Source organism: Flavobacterium ginsengisoli, from assembly GCF_029625315.1.
Classification (GTDB): domain Bacteria; phylum Bacteroidota; class Bacteroidia; order Flavobacteriales; family Flavobacteriaceae; genus Flavobacterium; species Flavobacterium ginsengisoli.
In genome coordinates, this window is sequence record NZ_CP121110.1 from 2584562 (window position 1) to 2603694 (window position 19133).

Annotated in this window: 12 protein-coding genes, 1 tRNA gene and 4 pseudogenes; 4 read left to right on the forward strand and 13 right to left on the reverse strand. The window is 33.8% G+C overall.

Features of this window, described 5'->3' with window-relative positions; translation table 11 throughout:
* Positions 1-121 precede the first annotated feature (121 nt).
* The 4 genes from P5P87_RS12030 to P5P87_RS12045 all read left to right on the forward strand — a co-directional run bounded on the left by P5P87_RS12030 (position 122) and on the right by P5P87_RS12045 (position 3590).
* Positions 122-1699 (forward strand): TlpA family protein disulfide reductase, encoded by a 1578-nt coding sequence (locus P5P87_RS12030; RefSeq protein WP_278022695.1) that lies wholly within the window; start codon positions 122-124, stop codon positions 1697-1699.
* The gene (locus P5P87_RS12035; RefSeq protein ID WP_278022696.1) at positions 1692-1964 is read left to right on the forward strand and encodes a TlpA disulfide reductase family protein; all 273 of its coding nucleotides are present in this window, start codon (positions 1692-1694) and stop codon (positions 1962-1964) included. The genes P5P87_RS12030 and P5P87_RS12035 overlap by 8 nt, the downstream gene beginning before the upstream one ends.
* Positions 1965-2072: 108 nt before the next feature.
* The gene (locus P5P87_RS12040; protein WP_278022697.1) at positions 2073-2933 is read left to right on the forward strand and encodes a tol-pal system YbgF family protein; all 861 of its coding nucleotides are present in this window, start codon (positions 2073-2075) and stop codon (positions 2931-2933) included.
* 261 nt (positions 2934-3194) lie between these two features.
* Entirely contained in the window at positions 3195-3590 is a 396-nt protein-coding gene (locus P5P87_RS12045) for a hypothetical protein (protein WP_278022698.1), read from the forward strand.
* Between the two features lie 87 nt (positions 3591-3677).
* Here P5P87_RS12045 and P5P87_RS12050 read toward each other — a convergent pair.
* The 13 genes and pseudogenes from P5P87_RS12050 to P5P87_RS12110 all read right to left on the reverse strand — a co-directional run bounded on the left by P5P87_RS12050 (position 3678) and on the right by P5P87_RS12110 (position 19121).
* Positions 3678-3751 (reverse strand) — tRNA-Arg (locus P5P87_RS12050).
* Positions 3752-3873: 122 nt separating this feature from the next.
* Positions 3874-4323, reverse strand: coding sequence for a GatB/YqeY domain-containing protein (locus tag P5P87_RS12055; RefSeq protein ID WP_198854339.1), 450 nt, complete (start codon positions 4321-4323; stop codon positions 3874-3876).
* Positions 4324-4522: 199 nt separating this feature from the next.
* Positions 4523-6530, reverse strand: a pseudogene (gene ftsZ / locus P5P87_RS12060) (cell division protein FtsZ).
* 77 nt (positions 6531-6607) lie between these two features.
* Positions 6608-8014, reverse strand: coding sequence for a cell division protein FtsA (gene ftsA, locus P5P87_RS12065; protein ID WP_278022699.1), 1407 nt, complete (start codon positions 8012-8014; stop codon positions 6608-6610).
* A gap of 6 nt (positions 8015-8020) precedes the next feature.
* A pseudogene (locus tag P5P87_RS12070) lies at positions 8021-8744 on the reverse strand (cell division protein FtsQ/DivIB).
* Entirely contained in the window at positions 8731-10080 is a 1350-nt protein-coding gene (murC, locus tag P5P87_RS12075; protein ID WP_278022701.1) for a UDP-N-acetylmuramate--L-alanine ligase, read from the reverse strand. The pseudogene P5P87_RS12070 and the gene murC overlap by 14 nt, the downstream one beginning before the upstream one ends.
* Before the next feature lie 74 nt (positions 10081-10154).
* Positions 10155-11243, reverse strand: a complete 1089-nt coding sequence (gene murG / locus P5P87_RS12080) for an undecaprenyldiphospho-muramoylpentapeptide beta-N-acetylglucosaminyltransferase (protein ID WP_278022702.1) — start codon at positions 11241-11243, stop codon at positions 10155-10157.
* 44 nt (positions 11244-11287) lie between these two features.
* Positions 11288-12598: an FtsW/RodA/SpoVE family cell cycle protein gene (locus P5P87_RS12085; RefSeq protein WP_198854345.1), complete on the reverse strand. Its 1311-nt coding sequence runs from the start codon at positions 12596-12598 to the stop codon at positions 11288-11290.
* Between the two features lie 80 nt (positions 12599-12678).
* Positions 12679-14009, reverse strand: a pseudogene (murD, locus tag P5P87_RS12090) (UDP-N-acetylmuramoyl-L-alanine--D-glutamate ligase).
* Positions 14010-15242: a phospho-N-acetylmuramoyl-pentapeptide-transferase gene (gene mraY / locus P5P87_RS12095; protein ID WP_278022703.1), complete on the reverse strand. Its 1233-nt coding sequence runs from the start codon at positions 15240-15242 to the stop codon at positions 14010-14012.
* A 73-nt stretch (positions 15243-15315) separates the two neighbouring features.
* Positions 15316-16780, reverse strand: a pseudogene (locus P5P87_RS12100) (UDP-N-acetylmuramoyl-L-alanyl-D-glutamate--2,6-diaminopimelate ligase).
* Positions 16777-18783 carry a penicillin-binding protein gene (locus tag P5P87_RS12105; protein WP_278022704.1) on the reverse strand — a complete coding sequence of 669 codons (2007 nt, stop codon included), beginning with the start codon at positions 18781-18783 and terminating at the stop codon, positions 16777-16779. Before P5P87_RS12105 ends, P5P87_RS12100 begins: the two are co-directional and overlap by 4 nt.
* Positions 18774-19121, reverse strand: coding sequence for an FtsL-like putative cell division protein (locus tag P5P87_RS12110; protein WP_008467159.1), 348 nt, complete (start codon positions 19119-19121; stop codon positions 18774-18776). The genes P5P87_RS12105 and P5P87_RS12110 overlap by 10 nt, the downstream gene beginning before the upstream one ends.
* Between the last annotated feature and the right edge of the window lie 12 nt (positions 19122-19133).

Sequence of the window (19133 nt, forward strand, 5' to 3'; positions counted from 1 at the left end):
GTCTAAAATTATTTGCGTTTTTATGCTAATATTTTCTTAATAAAAATCGTACAAAGGCAACATTGTATAATTTAGCATTCGTTAAAATTTAAGAAATCATCAATCAAAAAACCAAAAACAAATGAAAAAAACTATTCTTTTATTACTTCTCACAATCTTTAACACTGCTTTTTCTCAAAGCGGAAAAATCTATTTAAAAGATAATAAATTTAATGTAGGCAAACCCAATACCTATATTTACGAACCTCCGCAAGGCCTTCCTATAGAAGACAACGCCAAAGCAAATATTTTATCTATTACCTCTACTGATTTTTCTTCTGAAATAAGTCCGTTAAAAAAAATCGGAAAACGTTTTGAGTTTACCACAAAAGTTTCTGATTCTGTCAGAGTGATTCTAGTAACAATAAACGATTCAAAAAAGATTGCCGATAGCAATAACGAAAAAGGTTATTCTGTTTTACTAAAAACAGAAAATGACACTGAATTAGGAAAAAGTCTAGTAGACGAAGTTTTCGTTAGAAGTAACGGAGGTTACTTTTTTAAACTAAAATCGAATTCAAAGCCAGAAGAACTAATTGCCGAATATGACGCAATATTTGCAAAATATCCGAAGCTAAGAGACGATAAAGTTTCTTTGGAGTATTTGTATACTAAAAAATCTATCGATAAAGAACAAGGAACAAAAGACCTAATTGCCTTTGCCGATAAATGTGTAAAAAGAAATACCGAAGATTATCTAACTACCGCTTATTATATTTATAATTCTAATAATGAAACCCAAGATCAAGCAATAAAATTGAGAAAGGAAATTTCAGAAAGATATCCTAAAAATAGAATTGATGCTATGGATTTTATTAGAAATTTCTATGATCAGCCTGATAAAACTGAAGCTTCTGTCTTAGAAAGCCTTAATACATTTAAAACAAAATTTAATGATACTTCAAAAAGATCTTTAAATTCTTTTTATTCTGTTTTGGCATCTTTATATCTAGACAAAGAAAATTGGGAAAAGGCTATAGCTTGTGAACCTTATTTAGTTCTTCCAGCAGACACATACAATAATTTTGCTTGGGGCAAATCTGGAGGAGACTTAACAATGCCTGTAAAAAATATTGATTTTGCCACGAAAGTTTCTAAACGATCATTAGACATTCTTGAAGCTAAACGAAAAGAATGTTATAATGTCAATTACAATGATGATTTTAACATGTATGCAGATACTTACGCGCTTCTGCTATACAAACAAGGTAAATATGACGAAGCTTTTAAATACCAAAGCGAAGTTAAAGCTCTTAACGGATTGGACGCTGGAGGTAAAGAACGCTATCTAGCAATGCTTGACAAAGTAAAGAGTAAAGACGAAGTAAAAGCTTATATTGAAGACGAAATTGGTAAAGGCAATACATCGCCTGCATTTCTTGCTAAACTAAAAGAAATTTACATTGAAAAGAAATTACCTATGGCTGAATATGATGCTATTCAGCAAAAAACAGAATTATTAGCAAAAGAAAGCAAAAACAAAGATCTTCTTGAAAAATTTGGAAGTAAAAACGCCATTGATTTTACTTTGAAAAATCTAGAAGGAAAAGAAACAAAACTTTCAGATTATAAAGGAAAAGTAGTTGTTCTTGATTTCTGGGCAACTTGGTGCGGACCATGCAAGGCTTCTTTTCCAAAAATGCAAGCATTTAGTGACTAAATATAAAGATAAAGATGTCGCTTTCCTGTTTGTAAATACTTGGGAAAATGGCAAAGAGGAAGACGTACTAAAGAAAGTTACTTCGTATATAACAGATAAAAAATTCGATTTTAATGTTCTTTTCGATTCAAAAACAGAAGTTGTCACCAATTACAAAATACAGGCTATTCCAACACGAATTGTAATTGACAAAACGGGTAATATTCTTGCTTATGATAATTCTAATACTGATCTAGGAGTAATCATTGATGAACAGTTAAAATAAAATGAAACTTTAAATAAGAAAAAGGACAAAAGATATCTTTTGTCCTTTTTTTATGATTAAAATATACTTTAAATATTTTTATATTAGCAGAATAAACCCAATTATAAAATGAGAAAAATCTTCGTAATGATTGTTTCTGGAATTTTACTTTCAGCTTGCAAACAGACAGACAACAAAAGCATTTCTGATAAACAAGAAATAAAGAAAGACAGTACCAAAGTTGAAGGCTCATCAGAAACAGTAAAATCAGATTTGGGATTATTGGAGCAATTTTCTAAAAACAAAAATGAAGTTATTCTCAAATTAAAATCGATTGCTAATAAAGAAGCCGCTAATGCATTGTATGAGAAATATTGTGAAGAAAATAATGTTTTGCTGGGACAGATCGAAGAAAAAGAATCAGGCGTATTAGATAAATTTTACAATGAAGAGAAAAATGCTAAAAAAGAAGTGAAACTTTTAGGCGACGAACTTTCAAAACATCAGTTAGAGTATTTTGAAATTGGAGAAGGATATGTTGAAATTGAAACGCTTCCTGATTTTTATTATAAGATCTTCAAAGATTATGTAACAAACGATTACAAAGATTATTTGTATCTGAAAAGTGAAGAAAACAAAACACTATATTCTGCAGATGCTGGGCTTGTTATTTCTTTTAAAGAGCTGGGAGACAGAATAATTTCATGGGAAAATTTTATGACAAAATATCCTGATTCAAAATTGATTCCATCTGTAAAAGAAGAATACAAAAATTATCAAATGGATTATTTAGTTGGTCAAGATAACACACCGACTGCCGAGAGAGCGACAGATGAAAAATATATTTATCCAGAAAACATTCAAGAGTTTGACCGTTTTGTAAAAAAATATCCAAAAAGTCCAACTGCACCTTTAATAAGTTTATTTAAAGAAAGCTTCAAAAATGAAAAAATCTTTGATCTGATAAGGACTGAACAAGATAAATTGTAAATCTGAATTACAAATATTTAGCAATAACCAATATGAATACAGAAAATAAGAACCAACCTATTACATTTATTTTTTGGGTCGTAGCCATCATTTTAGGTGTAACCTTATACAAGCAATTTGATTTTAAGAATCTGAAATTTGAGAATCCGGCAATGGCAGTTATTTATGGTATTGTCTTTTTATTTTCGGTTTACTATATTTTTAAAAACTCTAAAAAGCAACCAAAGTAAATTGTAAGCTTGAAAAGAAATGCCGTATATTATGAATAAAATACTTTTTTTACTATTACTTTTTACTGCTTTTTCTTTCGCGCAGGAAACAGATAAAAAGAATAAAATAATCTGGGGATTTGTTTTTGAAGATCATTTACTGCCTGCACAAGTTGAAGTTAGTGTGAAAGGAACAGATTTGAAAACGTTTACAGATGCAGATGGCAAATTTAGTATAGAGGCAAAATTAGACGACGTTTTAGTTATTTCGCCTTTCGGAGGAAGACCGATTGAAATTACAGTAACCGAAAAAAATTGCTACACAGCTCACTTATTTAGAGACACGGGATTGTACTACTATACTAAAAAAGTCGCTAGGATGATTAAAAAAATAAAGCGCAAAGCAATGCGAAAATACAAACAAGGTTTCTATGATTGCGACGACTAATAAATAACAAAGCTTTATACAACATTTATATTTGAACCATAAAAAAAGCCTGAGAATGTATATTCTCAGGCTTTTTAAATTTTATAGTGACCCCGGAGGGGTTCGAACCCCCAACCCTCAGAGCCGAAATCTGATATTCTATCCAGTTGAACTACGAGGTCAGTTAAAAAAAAAAAAAATCAATTTTTTAAATTCCAAATTCCAATCTTAAACTTGAAATTTGGAATTTATATGTTGAGTTTTCCAATTTGGAATTTGGATTTTCTTTATTGAAATTTAAAAATTACGAAAGTAATTTTTTCACAATTGTAGAGATGGTTTTTCCTTCAGCAGTTCCTCCTAATTGAGCAGATGCTAATCCCATTACTTTACCCATTGAAGCAATTCCAGAAGCTCCTGTTTCAGCAATGATTTTTGCAATTACAGCTTCTACTTCTTCTTCGCTTAATTGAGCAGGTAAAAACTTCTCGATTACAGCAACTTGAGCCAATTCTGGTTCTGCCAAATCTGGACGATTTTGTTCTGTAAAGATTCTTGCGCTTTCTTTACGAGTTTTAACCAATCTTTGAAGTAATTTAATCTCTTCATCTTCAGATAAATCTTCTTTTGATCCTGAAGCTGTTGAAGCCAATAATAATTCTGATTTTACAGCTCTTAAAGCTTCTAAAGCTACTGTATCTTTTGCTTTCATGGCCGTTTTGATTTCGTCCATGATTTGTGTTTGTAAACTCATGTTTATATTTTATTTAAAATAAGCCAAAGCCTATTAATTGATATATTAATTTGGCCCTTCGACTTCGCTCAGGGTGACAATAAGATTCACTTTAAAAACCTATTTCGGAAGTCAAATTTTGAAATTCTGTGCGAAGATAAAAAAAATAACCCGAAAATTAAATCCAATTTTCGGGTTACCAAATATTATGATTCTAAAATTAATCTACGTTATCGTGCAAAAATGAATTGTTTGAACGTAATTGCAAATCGTTATTACTGTCTGTTCCAACAGAAATTCTAGAATTTGTATTGTTAGATTGAGAATTAGATAAATCTATTCCTAATCTTTTGTATGCTGGTTCTTTTTCCAACTCATCAATTCTAGAAACATTGTTATGGAATTTATAGTTAAACTCTTTTAGTTTCTTTCTTCTTTCCTCAGCTCTTAAACGTAATGTTTCTTCAATAGTCAATTCTAAAGGAGAAACTTCAGAAGTCGTAGAAATATCAGGCTGACTAGTAAAATCTGGTCTTGGTTTTAATGTGATATTCAATTCCTCTGGAATTGTATCTTCAACTACTTTTTCAACAGGTTTAGAAGCCAATAAATCATTTTCAACTTCCATATATTCTTCTAGAGAATATTTAATAATTCCGTTATCTGAAACTTCAGTTACAGGAACAAATTGAACTGGATCGTTTACTTTAATATCACGAGTTTCATTTGTCAATTCAAACAACACTCTATTATCTTCAACAACTGGCTCTCTTTTTATAGGCTCTTGTTTGAACAAAGGAAGATCAAAAGAAAAAGTGGTTTGTTCTTCTCTTTCAAATACTCTTTGCTGCTTGCACAGGTTGTTGTTGCACTGGCTGCTGCATCATTGGTTGTTGCAATTCTCTTGCTGCTGGTATTTCAGGAGCAGAAATTGTAAAATCAATATCTGTAATTGGCGAAACAATTTCGAAAGTCACATCCAGATTTTTGATAAACTCAGACATAACCACTAACTCTTCCTGATTGATAGCTGGAGCAACAGCCTGAACTGGAGTCGGAGCAAATGTTTCGTCATCATCAATTAAATCAAAAACTACTTTATCTTCAACTTTTGTTGTTGGAGTATCAACAGTTAAATCGAAAGATGCAAGCGGTTTATTCGTTAGATTATGAACACTTCTTTGCTCATCTTCTAATGTATGAATGATTTTCTTTGGTTCTGTATTTACAATTTCATTTTGTTGTTCTACATCAAAACCTGTAGCAATAATAGTTACAGCAATGGCTTCGCCAAGACTTTCGTCTTCACCAACTCCCATAATAATATTTGCATTGTAACCAGCTTCGTCTTGAATGTGATCGTTGATTTCTCCAATTTCGTCTAGAGTAATCTCGTTAGTTCCAGAAACGATAAGCAACAATACGTTTTTGGCACCCGTAATTTTATTATCATTCAACAATGGAGAATCCAAAGCTGAAACGATAGCATCTTTAGCTCTGTTCTCGCCTTCAGCTACAGAAGACCCCATAATAGCAGTCCCACTGTTAGCCAAAACAGTTTTCGCGTCACGTAAATCGATATTTTGAGTATAGTGGTGCGTAATTACTTCAGCAATACCTCTAGAGGCTGTTGCCAAAACTTCATCCGCTTTAGAGAATCCCGCTTTAAAACCAAGATTTCCGTATACCTCTCTTAATTTATTGTTGTTGATTACAATTAAAGAATCGACTTGCTTACGCAACTTCTCAATTCCAATAATAGCTTGCTCCTGACGCACTTTCCCTTCAAATTGAAACGGAATCGTCACGATACCAACTGTCAATATTTCTCTTTCTTTTGCTAATTGCGCAATTACCGGAGCTGCACCAGTTCCAGTTCCTCCACCCATACCAGCAGTAATAAATACCATCTTAGTACCACGGTCCAACATTTTTTCAATGTCTGAAATACTTTCGATTGCTGACTGCTGTCCAACGTCTGGATTTGCTCCTGCTCCTAATCCTTCTGTTAGATTAACTCCTAACTGAATCTTATTCGGTACCGAACTATTTTGAAGCGCTTGCGAATCGGTATTACAAACGATAAAATCTACGCCTTTAATACCTTGTTTAAACATGTGGTTAATTGCGTTACTACCGCCTCCACCTACACCTATTACTTTTATTACATTTGATTGATTTTTTGGTAAATCAAATGAAATACTTCCAAATTCTGAGTTGCTCATCATCTTTTTGGTTTTTTAATTCTTATTAAGTACATTTTTTACTTCTTGACTTGGGGCAAGAAATAATCCTTCTCTTTTTATTATTCTGCGTTGTCTAAAAATTCTTTGATTTTGTCGACATATCGATCAAAAAATGATCTTCTTATTTTTGTTTCTGTAGATTCATTTTTAGGAGCCTTCTGTCTTACAACTTCTTCAGGCTCGTCAATAGTTTCTACTCTTTCAACGTAGTTTTCTTCAACTTCGTATCGTTGCACTGGTGGAGCGGTTCTATAAACAATTTTTGGTTGATCTTGCACCATTTCCATTCTAACAGCACTTTGCGAACTGTTTTCGATACTATTCATTACCAATCCTACTGCAGTTGCATACAATGGGCTAGAAATTTCTTCTCCTGAGTTTCCTGCCAAATGCTCGTTCGGATATCCTATTCTAGTATCCATTCCTGTAATATATTCTACCAACTGTTTGATGTGCTTTAATTGTGCACCACCACCTGTTAATACAATTCCGGCGATTAGCTTTTTACGAGGATCTTCATGTCCGTAAGCTTTAATTTCTGCGAAAACTTGTTCTACAATTTCCACAACTCTTGCATGGATAATTTTAGATAAGTTTTTAAGCGAAATTTCTTTTAGCTCTCTTCCTCTTAAACCTGGAATCGAAACGATCTCGTTGTCTTTGTTTTCACCTGGCCAAGCAGAGCCAAATTTGATTTTTAAAAGTTCAGCTTGTTTTTCAATAATCGAACAGCCTTCTTTGATATCATCTGTAATTACATTTCCTCCAAAAGGAATTACAGCTGTGTGGCGAATAATACCGTCTTTGAAAATAGCCAAATCTGTTGTTCCACCACCAATATCGATAAGTGCAACACCAGCTTCTTTCTCTTCCTGACTTAAAACTGCATCAGCAGAAGCTAATGGCTCTAATGTCAAACCAGACAATTCAATTCCTGAACTCTGAATACATCTTCCAACATTTCTGATTGAAGATGCCTGTCCAACTACAACATGAAAACTAGATTCTAATCTTCCGCCGTACATTCCGATTGGCTCTTTAATCTCAGACTGTCCGTCAATTTTAAATTCTTGCGGTAAAACGTGAATAATTTCTTCTCCTGGTAACATCGCCAGTTTGTTTACCTGATCGATTAGAAGTTGAATATCATTTTCACCAATTACTTCTTCTGGATTATTTCTGCTGATATAGTCAGTATGCTGAATACTTCTGATGTGCTGTCCGGCAATACCCACAACCACATCTTTAATTTTATAACCCGAATTATTTTCTGCTTCGAGTATCGCTTGCTGTATCGATTGTATCGTCTGCGTAATGTTGTTTACTACTCCTCTGGCAACACCCAAACTTTTGGATTTACCAATGCCCAAAATCTCCAACTTACCATATTCATTTTTTTTGCCAATCATGGCAACGATTTTGGTTGTTCCAATATCTAGACCTACTGCAATGTTATCTTTTTCCATTTTCTATTATTTAGTGCAAACTACTTGTTCCGTAAACCTAAGGTCAATTTTTTTGTATTTGTATAACGAACTATCTAAAACTGCTTTTTGAAAGAAGGCTTTATAGTTTCTAAATTTCTTATCAACATTCATCGTTCTTCCGAAATCTATGAAGTAATCATAGTTACGATTAAACATTTTTAAGCTTCCATTCGGCATAATCTCTATAGCAATGATGTTTTTTCTCAAAAACGCATCGTCATAAATTGTGCGAAATAAAGTCTGCTAAATCTTCGTTATTTTTTGCATTAATTGCCCCTGAAACAAGAGGAACTCTCGCAGTGAAATTGTCTGACAAGGGCATTTTATTACCCTCATAGTCAATATAAAAAGAAGTGGCGCCATCATAAACTCTTGCTATGGGCGTCTTCTGTTTTACTACTGCTTTTAGAACTCCATCAATACTTACAAAAACATTTGACTTCTCAATCATGTCTTGCGTATCGAGGGTTTTTTCTATCTTATTCAAATCTACTTCATCTTTTCTAATACTGGAAGCGTCTCTTTTATTTTCTATCAACAATTTATTAACCGTTTCCGGCTTTACAAAAAGCGTATTTTCTCCTACAAAAACAACCATCGATTTTTTCAATTTTCGATCGCCATTTCGATGTTGTGCGAAAGAATACAGAAACAAAACCAGTCCGAAAATAAGTACTAATCTAATATTTGTCCAATTAAATATTTTCATTTAAAACCTTTTTAATTGACGGAACCATTTCTCCCAAATCACCAGCTCCAATTGTTACAATAATAGGTGCATCACTGGCTTTGATTTCACCTAATAAATCTTCTTTTGCAACAATTTTTTTGTTCGAATTTGTCATTTTACCCAAAAGCCACTCAGAAGTCACTCCTTCCATAGGAAGCTCTCTTGCAGGGTAAATATCCATCAAAAACACTTCATCAAACTGCGATAAGCTTGCCGCAAATCCATCAACAAAATCTCTTGTTCTACTAAACAAATGCGGCTGAAAAATTGCCAGAACTTTACGGCTTGGATACAATTCTCTAACTGCTTGATGAACAGCATTTATTTCTGTTGGATGATGTGCATAATCATCAATATATACTAAATTTTCGCTCTTAATCTGATACGAAAAACGTCTTCTAATTCCGTTGAATGAAGCAATGGCTTTTGCAATAGAATCGGTCGGGGTGCCGAAAGTTTTAGCCATCGCAATAGCCATCAATCCATTCATTAAATTGTGTTTTCCTGGCAATCCGAAACGTAAGTCCTTCATGATTTCTGACGGCGTTTGCACATCAAAAACATAAGCCCCGTCTTCGATTCGAACGTTATAAGCCTTATATACAGCATCTTCATTTATAGCACATTGAACACCGTCTAAAGGCAATTCTTTGGTTATAAAAAGATTATTTTTATCTTCTACTTTTGAAGCAAATTCTCTAAATGAAGCCTGAATGGCGTCGCTAGTTCCATAGATATCCAAATGATCTGCATCCATAGAAGTCACACAAGCAATATCTGGACGCAAATGCAAAAACGATCTGTCAAATTCGTCTGCTTCTACAACTGTTACTGTTTTTCCGCTTCCGATTAAATTAGAATTATAATTCTCAACAATTCCTCCTATAAAAGCCGTTACATCAGCACCACTTTGAAACAAAATATGTCCCAAAATACTAGACGTTGTAGTTTTTCCGTGTGTTCCAGCAACTGCAAAACAGAAAGTATCTCTACTTATAATTCCGAGAACTTCGGCACGTTTTTTAACCTCAAAATGCCTTTCGACAAAATAATTCCACTCAGAATGTGTTTTTGGAACCGCTGGTGTGTAAATTACTAACGTATTTTCAACATAATAATCTGTTGGAATCAAATTTATATTATCTTCAAAATGAATATCTATACCACTTTCAATCAATTCATTAGTTAGCATAGAAGGTGTTTTGTCGTAACCTGAAACCTGTTTTCCAATAAACTTGAAATAACGAGCCAGAGCACTCATTCCGATTCCTCCGATACCAATAAAATAAACGTTTTGTATTTGATTTAAATTCATAATTGAGTCTTAATGTCTTAAAGTCTAAAGTTTTTAAAGTCTCTTAACTATATGTCTTCAGCTTTTTAATTTTTCTATTTAATTAACTTCACAATTTCTGCTACAATATCTTGTGTCGCTCTTGGTTTTGCCAGTTTTTTAATATTATCACTTAGTTGTTTCTGTTTTCCCGAATCTTTCAGCAGCGCTTCAAAAACAATGCTAAACTGGTTGTCAAGCTCAGATTCTTTCAACAAAATCGCACCTTTTTCATCTACAATTGCTTGCGCATTTTTAGTTTGGTGATCCTCAGCTACATTAGGTGATGGAATAAAAATCACTGGTTTTCCAACAATGCATAATTCTGACACTGATGAAGCACCTGCTCGTGAAATTATGACATCTGATGCTGCGTAAACAAAATCCATTCTTTCAATAAAATCAACCACTTTTACATTTGGCTGATTGTACTTTTTATATTCTTCAAAATACAATTTCCCGCATTGCCAGATTACCTGCACATCTTGAGAAAGAAAATTTTGCAATTCTTTTTCAATTAACTGATTGATTCTTCTAGCTCCTAAACTTCCTCCTAAAACCAGTAATGTTTTCTTATTAGAATCTAAACCATAAAAAGCAATTGCTTCATCACGCTTGCTTTCTATATCTATTAAATCCTGACGAACTGGGTTACCCGTTAAAACGATTTTCTCTTTTGGAAAAAAGCGTTCCAAGTTTTGATAGGCCACACAAATTGCATTTGCTTTTTTGCTTAACAATTTATTCGTTATGCCAGGAAAAGAGTTTTGCTCTTGAACCACTGTCGGAATTCCTGCCGAACCTGCCGCCTGTAATAAAGGCCCACTGGCAAAACCACCCGTTCCAATTACAACATTAGGTTTAAACTTTTTTATTATTCTTTTTGATTCCAATAAACTGCTTGCGAGCTTAAGCGGAAACATCAAGTTTTGTAATGTCAATTTTCGCTGTAAACCAGCAATCCAAAGACCTTTTATTTCGTAACCTGCCTGAGGCACTTTCTGCATTTCCATTTTATCTTTGGCACCTACAAAAAGAAATTCTGCATCAGGAAAATGTAATTTTAATTCATTTGCAATTGCAATCGCAGGATAGATATGTCCTCCTGTTCCTCCTCCGCTAAGTATGAATTTATACTTTGTCATCTTTCTAAAAATTACAACTTTTTAAAATTTATTCTTTTTTAATTTTATTTATTCAAAACCGCATTCATTGGGTTTCTTGAATTGTCTTCTATCGAATAGGCAGGCTCTTGCTCATAAATCTCTTGAGGAATCACATCATCTTCCGCCAACTCTTTATCAATTAATCGCTGTAAAGCTTCTTTTCTTTTTTCTTTTTCTAATTTCTCTTCAGCGATTTCATCTTCTTTTTTCGTTACACTAATGATAATTCCAAGTCCAAGACAAGTCATCCAAATCGAACTACCTCCACTACTTATTAATGGAAGTGTTTGTCCTGTAACCGGCAATAATTCGACTGCAACCGCCATATTAATCATGGCCTGAAATATCATCGGAAAACCGACACCGACAACAACTAATTTCCCAAACAAAGTAGGTGCTTTATGCGATGCAATCACAAATCTGAACAAAAGCAACAAATACAAAACCACTATCGAAACTCCTCCTACCAAACCATATTCTTCTACAATAATGGCATAAATAAAGTCGGAAGAAGATTGTGGCAAAAAGTTTTTCTGAACACTTTTTCCAGGACCTAATCCTCCTAATCTTCCTGAGGCAATTGCAATTTTTGCTTTTTCAATCTGATAATCGTCTTCATCTGGCTTATCAGTTGTAAAGTTCGTAATACGACTTTCCCAAGTTGAAACCCTACTAAAGAATCTTGAATCTGGAAAAGCTTTTGCCACTAAAAGGAAAAATGCCAACATTGCAATTCCCGAACCAATGATAAAAGCAATATATTTTAATGGATACTTTCCAATAAATGTCAGCATTAAAACCATTGAAAAGATTAAGGCTGTTGTTGAAAAGTTCGCTGGTAAAATCAATATTAACGTAATAAACACCGGAACCCAAAGCTGAATTAACGAGGTTTGAAAAGGTTCATTTTCTTCTTTTGTTTTCGATAAATATCTTGCAACATAAATAAACAAAACAATAGATGCCAATGTTGATGTCTGGAACGTTATTCCAATAAAAGGCACCTGAATCCAACGGCTTGCATTTGCTCCCGCAATCACAGTTCCTTTTAAAAGTGTATAAATCAATAAAATCCAAACCACCGGAAGCGCAATTTTTGAAATTGCTCTAAAATAATGATATGGCACTCGATGCACCCAGTAAATGATTAAAAAACCAATACAAATATGCGCCAAGTGTTTTACCAAATAACCTAGTGTATTCCCCGTTCCATGCCCTATATAAGCTAAATTACTACTCGCACTAAAAACAGGCATAAACGAAAACAAAGCCAATAAAGCCACAAATGACCATATTACCCTATCTCCTTTTAGTTTGTTTACCAGCTCTTTCATAATTCTTTCGTTTCAGGTTATTCTTGTTTCAGTTTTCACGTTCCTTCTAACTCGAAACATGAAACTTGAAACTCTTTTTTCTACAAGTTATGTACTGCTTGTTTAAATTGTTTTCCACGGTCTTCGTAGTTTTCGAATAAATCGAAACTTGCGCAGGCTGGAGACAATAAAACTACATCGCCTTTTTCTGTTAATCTTTGAGCCGTTTTTACAGCATCATTCATATTATTTACTTCAACCATAATATCAACAACATTTCCAAATGCATCGATAATTTTACGGTTATCGATTCCAAGGCAGATAATAGCTTTTACTTTTTCACGTACTAACGACATTAATTCGTTGTAATCGTTTCCTTTATCAACACCTCCAACAATCCATACCGTTGGCGCATTCATACTATCTAAAGCAAAGAAAGTAGCATTTACATTTGTTGCTTTTGAATCGTTGATATATTGAACGTTTTGTATTTTTAATACTTTTTCTAAACGGTGCTCAACACCTTGGAAATTAGATAGACTTTCACGAATCGTTGCATTTCTAATTTGCATCAATTTAGCTACAGAGCTTGCTGCCATGGCGTTTTTCATATTATGTTTTCCTTCTAACGCAATGTGTTCTGTATCCATTGTAAACTCTTCTTGGTTGATCTTTATTTCCATTTTGTTGTTTTTTATAGAAGCCCCTTCATCAAATTTTTTCGTCAATGAAAAAGGAATTAGTTTTGCTTTTGTTTTGTTCTTTTTTAACCATTCTGTAGTTGCTTCATCATCAGCATCGTAAATCAGATAATCGCTTTCAGTCTGGTTCATCGTTATTCGGAACTTCGAATTGATATAATTTTCATATTTATATTCGTATCGATCCAAATGATCTGGACTAATATTGGTTATAATGGCAATATCTGGTCTGTAATTTATTATTCCGTCTAACTGAAAACTGCTTAATTCAAGAACGTATGCATCATATTTGTTTTCTGCCACCTGCCAGGCAAAGCTTTTTCCGATATTTCCTCCCAATCCTACATTCAGTCCTGCATATTTCAGCAAATGGTGTGTTAGCATTGTTGTAGTGGTTTTACCATTACTTCCTGTAATCCCGATGGTCATTGCTTCTGTGTAAGGAATCGCAAATTCTATTTCCGAAATCACTTTAATTCCTGCCGCGACGAGCTTTTTTACTATCGGAGATTTATCGGGAATTCAGGGCTTTTCATCACCACATCAGCATTTAGAATCAAATCTTCTGTATGTTGCTCTTCCTCCCAAGCAATTTTATTAATGATAAGAACTTCTTTATAACTCTCTTTTATTTTTCCAAAATCCGACACAAAAACATCGTAACCTTGTTTCTTACCGAGGATCGCGGTTCCTACTCCGCTTTCTCCTCCACCTAAAACTACTAATCTCATTTATCTTAATTTTAGGGTAATGATTGACAATATGGCTAACATTACAGCAACAATCCAGAAACGGGTTACAATTTTACTTTCGTGATATCCCTTTTTCTGATAATGATGATGAAGCGGCGACATCAGGAAAATTCTTCGTCCTTCTCCGAAACGCTTCTTCGTATATTTAAAATAACTTACTTGAATGATTACTGAGGCACTTTCTGCTAAGAAAATTCCACAGAATAAAACAATCAATATTTCTTTACGAACTGCAATTGCCAATACCGCAATGATTCCTCCAATAGTCAAACTTCCTGTATCTCCCATAAATACAGATGCTGGAAACGAATTGTACCAAAGAAATCCGATAAGAGCTCCAACAAACGCCGAAATAAAGACCGTCATTTCTCCCGAATTGGGTATATACATTATATTCAGATAATTGGAAAAAATGATATTACCAGAAACGAATGTGAATATCCCGAGTGCGAGGACAGATATAGCAGAGGTCCCTGCGGCGAGTCCATCAATTCCGTCTGTTAAATTTGCTCCATTTGAAACTGCTGTAATAATGAAAATAACTACCGGAATAAACACTAACCAAGCCCATTTTTCATATCCATCTCCCATAAAAGATAGGACTTCAGCGTAATCAAATTCATTGTTTTTTACGAAAGGAATTGTAGTTGCTGTAGATTTCTCTTCAATACCTGCAGGTACTATAACTGTCGAATTTGAAGCTGTTTTAAAAATATCTGCTCTACCTGTATCTGTTCTTACTGTAACTGCTGGATTAAAATAAAGAACTGCTCCAACAATGATTCCTAGACCAACTTGACCAATAACTTTAAAAATACCTTTTAATCCTTGTTTATCTTTTTTGAATATCTTGATATAATCGTCAACAAAACCAATTGTTCCCATCCATAGAGTAGTTACAATCAGCAAAACGATATAAATGTTGTGCAATCTTGCAAATAACAACACAGGAATAAGAGTAGCAAAAATGATTATTAAACCACCCATTGTTGGCGTACCTGCTTTTTCATTCTGACCAGCAAGACCAAGCTCACGTACAGTTTCTCCAACTTGTTGACGGCGTAAAAAGTTAATTACTCTTTTACCATAAATAGTCGATAAAAGCAACGAAAGCATAAATGCCAAAGCTGATCTAAATGTGATGTACTGGAAAACTCCTGTTCCAGGAATATCCAATGTCTTATCAAAATATTCAAATAAATAGTACAGCATATTTTTCTATTTTTTTAAATTCCAATTTGAAACTCCAAATCCAATGGTGGTATTTGAACTTAAAATTTTATTATTATTTGTTTAGTTGCTCTAAAATCTCTTTTACTGTTTCCATATCATCAAAATGATGGCGAACACCATTTATTTCTTGATAAGTTTCATGTCCTTTGCCTGCAATTAGAATAATATCATTAGGCTGAGCCAATTGACAAGCTGTTTTAATTGCCTGTTTTCTATCTGTAATTCGCGACATTTTTTTATAATTGTGAGGCTCAACTCCTTGCTCCATCTCATCCAAAATAACCTCTGGATCTTCATTTCTAGGATTATCTGAGGTCAAAACTGCTTTATCACTCATATCCGAAGCAATCTTTGCCATTATAGGGCGTTTTGTTTTATCGCGATTACCTCCACATCCAACAACAGTAATTAGCTGTTCATTTTTTGTTCGAATGTCATTAATGGTTTTCAAAACATTTTCAAGCGCATCTGGCGTATGAGCATAATCTACAACAGCAGTAATCTTTTCATTTGAAACAATGTATTGGAAACGTCCCGAAACACTTTCTAAATCAGACAGCAATCTCAATGCTTCTAAACTATCAATTCCTAGTTCTACAGCTGTTCCATAAATTGCTAAAACATTGTATGCATTGAAAGTACCAATCAGTTTTACCCAAACTTCATTATCATTGATTTTTAGAAGCAAACCCGATAATTGACTTTCTAAAATCTGTGCTCTATAATCCGCATAAGATTTTAAAGCATAAGTCCTTTTTATAGCGACGGTATTCTGTAGCATTACAGAACCGTTTTTATCATCAATATTTGATAAAACAAAAGCTGATTTTGGAAGTGAATCAAAAAAAGACTTTTTAACGTCTCTGTATTCTGCAAATGTTGGATGATAATCTAAGTGATCATGAGAAAGATTTGTAAAAATTCCTCCCACAAAATGCAAAGCTTCAGTACGTTTTTGATGAATACCATGAGAACTTACTTCCATAAAACAATGCGTCACTCCCGCTTCGACCATTTCATTTAAATAATGATTGATAGTCAAAGAATCTGGTGTTGTGTGCGTTGCTGGATACTCTATTTTATCTACTACGATTTTTACAGTTGATAATAATCCAACTTTAAAACCTGCTTTTTGAAACAATTGAAACAACAAGGATGCAATTGTAGTTTTACCATTTGTTCCTGTTACACCAACCAATTTTAGTTTTGAAGATGGATCTTCAAAATAATTAGCCGCCATAAAAGCCAGTGCTGTATTGGTATCTTTTACTTGAATATAAGTCACATCATTTGCAATAGTTTGCTGGAAATGTATCGCAAATAATCGCTTTTGCCCCAAGCTGAATTGCTTTTTCGATATAATCATGTCCATCTGAAAGTGAACCACGAATTGCTACAAAAACATCATTTGTTTCTACTTTACGTGAATCAAATTCAATTTTCTGAATAGCCGCATCTGTCGAACCTTTTACAGATTCAATAGCTACTTTATATAATATGTCTTTTAATACTTTCACGATAATTCTAATACAATTGTTACGTTCTTGCTAATACTGGTTCCCGCTTGAATCGATTGATTCTTCACTTTTCCCATTCCATTTACTTTTACTTTCAAACCTAAATTCTCCAGTAAAGCAATTGCGTCCATTCCAGGCATTCCTTTTAGATCTGGAATCTGATTCATTTTTTTATTTGACTCAGCAGTATATTTATCATAACTAGCATCCTGCTTTGGGATTCTAGAATCTAATTTTTTAATCTTATTTGTTGAAGGCGCGTCTGTAAAAATCTTTTGTGCTATTCTTTTAAAAACTGGTCCTGCAACGTCTGCTCCGTAATAATTATTCTTAGCTGTATTTGGCTTATGAACCACTACAATGCAAGAATATTTTGGATGATCTGCTGGGAAATACCCTGCAAAAGAAGAGGCGTAGTACATTCCTTCTCTTCCTGCTTTACCATAATTAACCATCGCGGTTCCAGTTTTTCCTGCCATCGAGAAATCTTTCGAATACAGTTTAGAAGCCGTTCCTTTTTTTACCACATTTTCTAAAACTGCTTTTACTTTTTTAAGCGTTTCAGGCGAGCAAACCTTTGGATTGATTACTTCTGTATCAAACTTTTTAACCGTTTTGTTCCATTCCTTAATTTCAGACACAAATTGCGGTCTTACCATTACCCCGTTATTCGCAATCGAATTATAAAGAGCCAATGTTTGCATTGGTGTTACCGAAACCGAGTATCCGAAAGCCATCCACGGAAGTGAAATTCCTGACCAGCTTTTATCTCCAGGATGCGGAACAATTGGTCTACCTTCTCCTTTAAAATGCAATCCTAATGGCTTATCTAAACCAAAACTTTTAATATGATTTACAAACTTTGAAGGGTTGCTTTTATAATTATCATAAACCGCTTGAACCATTACAGTATTTGACGAAAGTTCGAATCCGCGTGCTAAAGAAACTTTTCCGTAACCACCATGATGCGAATCGCGTACGGACCTTCCATAATACTTAACAACACCATTATGACTATCATAAACTGTGCTTGTGTCAGCTACTTTATCTTCTAAAATCGCTATTAAATCAACTAATTTAAAAGTCGATCCTGGTTCGTGAGATTCTGCAATTGCGTAATTTGTTGTCTCGTAATATGATCCGTCTTCTGCTCTTCCTAAATTCGAAATTGCTTTAACATATCCCGTTTCTGTTTCCATTACCACAACGCAACCGTGATCTGCCTCGTAATCTTGTAATTGTTTCAACAAAGCATGATGCGCAATATCCTGAATAAAAACATCTATAGTCGAAATCACATCGTAGCCATCAATTGGATCTACTTCATTTACGTCACGAATTGGCTTCCATTGTCCTTTTGCAATTTTTTGCTTTAAAATCTTACCGTCTTTTCCATTCAAATAATTTTTAAAAGCCCATTCAATTCCTTTTCCTACTTCTACTCCCGTTGCTGGATCAATTCGGTCGTAACCAATTGTTCTCTCTGCAATTTTACCGATTGGATGCTTTCTAACTGTTTCTTGCTCAACAATAATTCCGCCTTTGAAAGCTCCTAAACTGAATAATGGAAAACCTTTAATTTTTACATATTCCGTATAACTCAAATTGCGGGCAATCAAATAATAACGGTTTTTATTTTCGCGTGCTTTTCGTAATTCTTTCTGAAAATAACTGCTTGGTTTATCTAAAACAGTCGCCAATGAATCTGACAATGGTTTTACATACTTTTCGAAAGTTTCTGTTTTTGGCGCTTTAGCATCAAAACGAATTTCATAATTCGGGATCGATGTTGCCAATAAACTTCCGTCAGCAGAATAAATATTTCCTTTATTGGCAGGAATTACAAAGTTTCTTACCGTACGCTGTTTTGCCAGTTTTCTGTAATAATCTCCGTCAACCCATTGAATATTGGTTAATTTAACAACAATAGCAATTGCCATCACAAAGATGAAAACTGCTACGAGGTAAATTCTGTAGGATATATGTTTATCGTCTACTGCCATATTCTTTTAAAGAAACTTTTTTCTTCTTCTTTTTTAACTTCTATTTTAACTGGAGGAACTGTCGACGGAAAAATTTGTTTTTCTAACATTTTATCCGAAATAGTTGACTCCATTTTTAACTTCATCAATTCTGAACGTCGATCGACGAATTCAGATCTCAGCTCTTTTACTTCATTATTTAATTTCGCGATTTCAAAAACTTTCTGTTCATATCGCTGTGTATTGGCAATCATCAAAATGGCTAGCAGAATTATAAAGACAATAAACCGCCAATTTTTTACTGCATCTTCATGAATCAGGAATCTTGCTTTTAATATGCTAAATACACCACTTTTCATTATTTCCTACCT

What these genes read in the sequence shown, in the direction of transcription:
- murC (WP_278022701.1), bottom strand. Translation starts at nt 10,080, where the DNA reads ATGAATTTAAATCAAATACAAAACGTTTATTTTATTGGTATCGGAGGA.
- mraY (WP_278022703.1), bottom strand. Translation starts at nt 15,242, where the DNA reads ATGCTGTACTATTTATTTGAATATTTTGATAAGACATTGGATATTCCT.
- P5P87_RS12045 (WP_278022698.1), top strand. Translation starts at nt 3,195, where the DNA reads ATGAATAAAATACTTTTTTTACTATTACTTTTTACTGCTTTTTCTTTC.
- P5P87_RS12040 (WP_278022697.1), top strand. Translation starts at nt 2,073, where the DNA reads ATGAGAAAAATCTTCGTAATGATTGTTTCTGGAATTTTACTTTCAGCT.
- ftsA (WP_278022699.1), bottom strand. Translation starts at nt 8,014, where the DNA reads ATGGAAAAAGATAACATTGCAGTAGGTCTAGATATTGGAACAACCAAA.
- P5P87_RS12105 (WP_278022704.1), bottom strand. Translation starts at nt 18,783, where the DNA reads ATGGCAGTAGACGATAAACATATATCCTACAGAATTTACCTCGTAGCA.
- murG (WP_278022702.1), bottom strand. Translation starts at nt 11,243, where the DNA reads ATGACAAAGTATAAATTCATACTTAGCGGAGGAGGAACAGGAGGACAT.
- P5P87_RS12030 (WP_278022695.1), top strand. Translation starts at nt 122, where the DNA reads ATGAAAAAAACTATTCTTTTATTACTTCTCACAATCTTTAACACTGCT.
- P5P87_RS12110 (WP_008467159.1), bottom strand. Translation starts at nt 19,121, where the DNA reads ATGAAAAGTGGTGTATTTAGCATATTAAAAGCAAGATTCCTGATTCAT.
- P5P87_RS12055 (WP_198854339.1), bottom strand. Translation starts at nt 4,323, where the DNA reads ATGAGTTTACAAACACAAATCATGGACGAAATCAAAACGGCCATGAAA.
- P5P87_RS12085 (WP_198854345.1), bottom strand. Translation starts at nt 12,598, where the DNA reads ATGAAAGAGCTGGTAAACAAACTAAAAGGAGATAGGGTAATATGGTCA.